The organism is Mucilaginibacter sp. (assembly GCF_028288105.1).
In the GTDB taxonomy this organism is placed as follows: domain Bacteria; phylum Bacteroidota; class Bacteroidia; order Sphingobacteriales; family Sphingobacteriaceae; genus Mucilaginibacter.
In genome coordinates this window covers 1-4189 of record NZ_JAQBOI010000128.1, presented here as the reverse complement: position 1 = coordinate 4189, position 4189 = coordinate 1, and the positions used below count along the sequence as shown (strand labels likewise).

The 4189-nt window shown below is 42.7% G+C and carries 5 protein-coding genes; 4 read left to right on the top strand and 1 reads right to left on the bottom strand.

Annotated elements, in window-relative coordinates; translation table 11 throughout:
- Nucleotides 1–1037: replicative DNA helicase (gene dnaB / locus JWQ85_RS08870; protein WP_299467044.1), on the top strand; the 1037-nt coding region annotated here is incomplete at its 5' end.
- Between the two features lie 120 nt (nt 1038–1157).
- On the opposite strand, the gene JWQ85_RS08865 is transcribed toward dnaB, so the two are convergent.
- Nucleotides 1158–1499 carry a tetratricopeptide repeat protein gene (locus tag JWQ85_RS08865; RefSeq protein ID WP_299467042.1) on the bottom strand — a complete coding sequence of 114 codons (342 nt, stop codon included), beginning with the start codon at nt 1497–1499 and terminating at the stop codon, nt 1158–1160.
- An 82-nt stretch (nt 1500–1581) separates the two neighbouring features.
- Between JWQ85_RS08865 and JWQ85_RS08860 the strand changes: the two genes are divergently transcribed.
- From JWQ85_RS08860 to JWQ85_RS08850, 3 genes are read left to right on the top strand one after another with little or no spacing between them, the layout of a single operon-like run.
- Nucleotides 1582–2319 carry an electron transfer flavoprotein subunit beta/FixA family protein gene (locus JWQ85_RS08860; protein ID WP_299467045.1) on the top strand — a complete coding sequence of 246 codons (738 nt, stop codon included), beginning with the start codon at nt 1582–1584 and terminating at the stop codon, nt 2317–2319.
- Nucleotides 2320–2351: 32 nt separating this feature from the next.
- The gene (locus JWQ85_RS08855) at nt 2352–3329 is read left to right on the top strand and encodes an electron transfer flavoprotein subunit alpha/FixB family protein (RefSeq protein WP_299467040.1); all 978 of its coding nucleotides are present in this window, start codon (nt 2352–2354) and stop codon (nt 3327–3329) included.
- 27 nt (nt 3330–3356) lie between these two features.
- Complete coding sequence (locus tag JWQ85_RS08850; RefSeq protein ID WP_299467038.1) at nt 3357–3956, top strand: bifunctional nuclease domain-containing protein; 600 nt, start codon at nt 3357–3359, stop codon at nt 3954–3956.
- The last annotated feature ends 233 nt before the right edge of the window (nt 3957–4189 follow it).

Genomic DNA, 4189 nt, shown 5'->3' with positions numbered 1-4189 from the left:
AAAATAACTTACGCCGCGATTCGCGTAAGATGGACGACCTGCTACAGGAAACCTTAAAAGAAATTGAAGCCCTAAAAGATAAAAAAGATGGCCTAACTGGGGTTGCGTCAGGATTTACTTACCTGGACCGTATGACCTCGTGTTGGCAAAAATCCGACTTGGTGATAATCGCGGCTCGTCCGGCGATGGGTAAAACAGCTTTCGTATTAACCTGCGCGCGTAATGCAGCGGTTGATTTTGCAAAACCGGTGGTAGTGTTCTCCTTAGAGATGTCGTCTGTTCAGTTGGTTAATCGTTTGATATCCGGTGAAACCGAGATAGAGCAGGAAAAGATCCGTAAGGGAACTTTGGAAGAATGGGAATGGCAACAGATCCACTCAAAAATTGGTCGCCTGGAGGCAGCACCATTAATTATTGACGATACCCCCTCCCTTAATATATTTGAGTTCCGTGCTAAATGCCGCCGTTTAAAATCACAACACGATATCCAGCTGATAATCATTGACTACTTGCAGTTAATGCAGGGTAAAGCAGATGGTAAAGGCGGCGGTAACCGTGAACAGGAAATTGGTAGTATATCAAGGGCATTGAAAACCGTAGCTAAAGAACTTAACGTGCCGGTTATCGCGCTATCGCAGTTAAGCCGCGCGGTTGAGAACAGGCCGGGTGGTTCAAAAAGGCCCATGCTATCAGATTTACGTGAATCTGGTTCTATTGAGCAGGATGCGGATATGGTACTATTCCTTTATAGACCGGAATATTACGGACTTGATGTGGATGAAGATAACAACCCTACGCAAGGTGTTGGTGAAATTATTATTGCCAAACACCGTAACGGCGAAACAGGTAAGGTAAGATTGAAATTCGTAGGCAAGTATGTTAAATTCCAGGATCTTGACCAAGGTATGGATAGCTTCCCGGCGCAAGGCAACAATGCATTTGCGGGACTTAACCCATCACAAGATTTTGATAAGCCAAGCAATTTCATCATTCGCCCGTCAAGGATGGATGATATAGAGGATGAGCCGCCTTTTTAAGAGGAGTCAAGAAATTAAGACATAAGAATCAAGATATCAATACAAGAAAGCCCGTTTAACCAAACGGGCTTTTACTTTTTCCAAAGTCCTGGCTCTTGATTCTTAACTTCCTGACTCTCCTCAATAGTCGTCATCATCTTCCTCAAAACCTTTTGCCGACCGGTAAACTGCCTGCAGTTCAGAGAAAGCATGCATATCGCGTTTGACTTTTGTTATCTCCATACCTTTCTCATAAGTGCTTATTGCGTCGTCTTTACGGTTAAGGGCTTCATACAATTTGCCTAAATGGTAGTAAGTACCGGTGTAGTTTGGGTGATTGTTCACTAGGTCTTCATAATAGCTCAGGGCTTTTTCAGAATCGTTAAGTCGCAGGTATTCAGTAGCCAGCGCATATTTTAAAAATTCATCTTCGGGTTCATTCTGTATAAACGCTAACAGCTTATCTAATCTGCTTATCTCCATTTTAAACTCTCTCTTTTTTAACTAAATTTGCAGTGTCCTAATTACCAATACCTGTAAAAAACATAAACCAATTATAACAATGATGAAAATACTGGTATGTATCAGCAATGTTCCGGATACCACTACAAAAATAACTTTTACTGATAACAACACGCAATTTAATACAAACGGTGTTCAGTTTATATTAAACCCGTACGATGAAATTGCCCTTGCGCGCGCTATTGAGTTAACGGATGGTGGCAAGGGAAGTGTAACTGTAATTAACGTTGGCGAGGTTAACACCGAAGCTACCATCCGCAAGGCATTAGCCATTGGCGCCACCGATGCCGTGCGCATTAACGCTAAACCGCACGATGCCTGGCATGTTGCTTATCAGGTGGCAGAATACGTTAAAGCGAACCCTTTTGACCTGATATTAACTGGCCGCGAGTCTATCGACTACAATGGCTCTAAGGTAGCTGGTATGTTGGGCGAGCTATTGGATATCCCGTCGGTATCTATTATCAAAAAATTAGATGCTGCTGATACCGAAGCTACTGTAGAGCGCGAGATAGAAGGCGGCAAAGAGGTAATAACCATCCCCTTCCCATTTGTGGCAGGTTGCGCAGAAGGCGTGGCCGAGCCTAAAATACCCAACATGCGTGGTATCATGAGTGCCCGTACCAAACCCTTAGCTGTAGTTGAGCCTGTTGAAGTGCAAACTTTATCAGAGATCATTAGTTATGAAACTCCGGCCCCACGTGGCCAGGTTAACCTGGTTTCGGCAGATGACCCGGCTAAATTGGTTGAACTATTGCACACACAGGCAAGGGTTATATAAATTAAAAAGATTTTAACGATTAACATTTCAATATGTCAGTTTTAATATATGCGGAAAACGCGGGCGGTAAATTCAAAAAATCAACTTTTGAAGCTGTATCCTACGCCAAAGCAATTGCCGCTCAAAATAACACAAACCTTATAGCTATATCTATTGGCAATGTAGCTGCTGATGAATTAGCCGCATTGGGTAAATATGGTGCCGAAAAGGTTTTAAATGTATCAAACGATAAACTAAAGAACTTTGTGAACCAGGCCTACGCGTCGGTAATTGCCGAAGCTGCTAAGGTTAATGGTGCAGATATAGTAGTACTATCCAATTCATTTAGTGGCCGTGGCCTTGCCCCCCGTTTGGGTGTTAAGTTGCAAGCTGGTGTTGCCGATGGTGCTGTTGCCCTACCCGAGCAAAATGGCAGTAAGTTTACAGTTAAAAAAACGGCCTTCTCTGGTAAAGCATTTGCCGTGGTTGAATTAACATCAGCCAACAAAGTTATCGCGCTTACGCCAAACTCCTATAAAGTGGTTGAAGGTGGTGCTGCTGCGCAGGTAGAAGATTTTAATGTGGAAGCTAAAGCATCCGACTTTAAAGAAATGATAAAAGATATTGTTCGTTCAACCGATAAAGTATCTTTACCTGATGCAGAGATCGTGGTATCGGCTGGTCGTGGGTTAAAAGGCCCCGAAAACTGGGGTATGATTGAAGAACTGGCTGACCTGTTGGGCGCGGCAACTGCCTGCTCCAAACCGGTATCAGATGCAGGATGGCGCCCGCATAGCGAACATGTTGGACAAACAGGTATTGCTGTCAGTCCAAATTTGTATATTGCAATAGGAATTTCAGGAGCTATACAGCACCTTGCAGGTGTTAGCTCGTCGAAAGTTATTGTAGTCATCAATAAAGATGCCGAGGCTCCTTTTTTTAAAGTGGCTGATTATGGCATAGTTGGAGATGCTTTTGAAGTGGTACCGAAATTAATAGCGGCTATTAAAGAACATAAAACCTTAGCGTAAAGAGGAGCTGTTGTGATGGGTAATAACATGAAAAAAATCAAGCTTGATATAGTTGGTTTATCTTACAGTCAAACCCAATCAGGGGCGTACGCGCTGGTTTTGGGCGAAGTTAACGGAAGGCGGCGGCTGCCTATCATCATAGGCAGCTTTGAGGCACAGGCCATCGCTATTGAAATTGAAAAAATGACCCCCAGTAGGCCGCTTACGCATGATCTGTTTAAAAGTTTTGCCGAAGCCTATCATATCATGGTACAGGAAATTATTATTTACAACCTGGTTGATGGCATATTTTACTCAAAGCTCATCTGCTCTGACGGTAAAAAGGTTATGGAGATAGATGCCCGCACCTCTGATGCCATTGCGGTAGCGGTAAGGTTTGATTGCCCTATTTATACTTACGAGTTTATCCTGTCGAGCGCGGGGATAGTAATTGAAGGCAATGACTTTGTTTACCTGGAAAACATCTCTGAAACTCCCGAAGAAATAACGCCGGTTACCTCAGGTAACGGGTTCTCCTCTTTAAGTATCGACGAATTAAAAACCAAGTTACAGGAGGCTCTTACCGAAGAATCATACGAGAAAGCCGCTAAAATACGTGATGAGCTGAACCGCCGTAAAGCGTCGTAGCTAAAAGATTAGTTAATTAGAGATTAAAGATCAGGCTTAACCGTCACGGTAAACTAATCTTTAATCTCTAACCTCTAATTAACTAACTCTCCCTTTCTATTTTACATTAATTTCACTACTTTCCGTTTTTAATTAACTGACTATAATTATTTAAACCAGGCACTGTATGAATATTAAGTTTCGCTTGATACTGATGAACTTTATGCAATATTTTATATGGGGGGCCTGGCTAC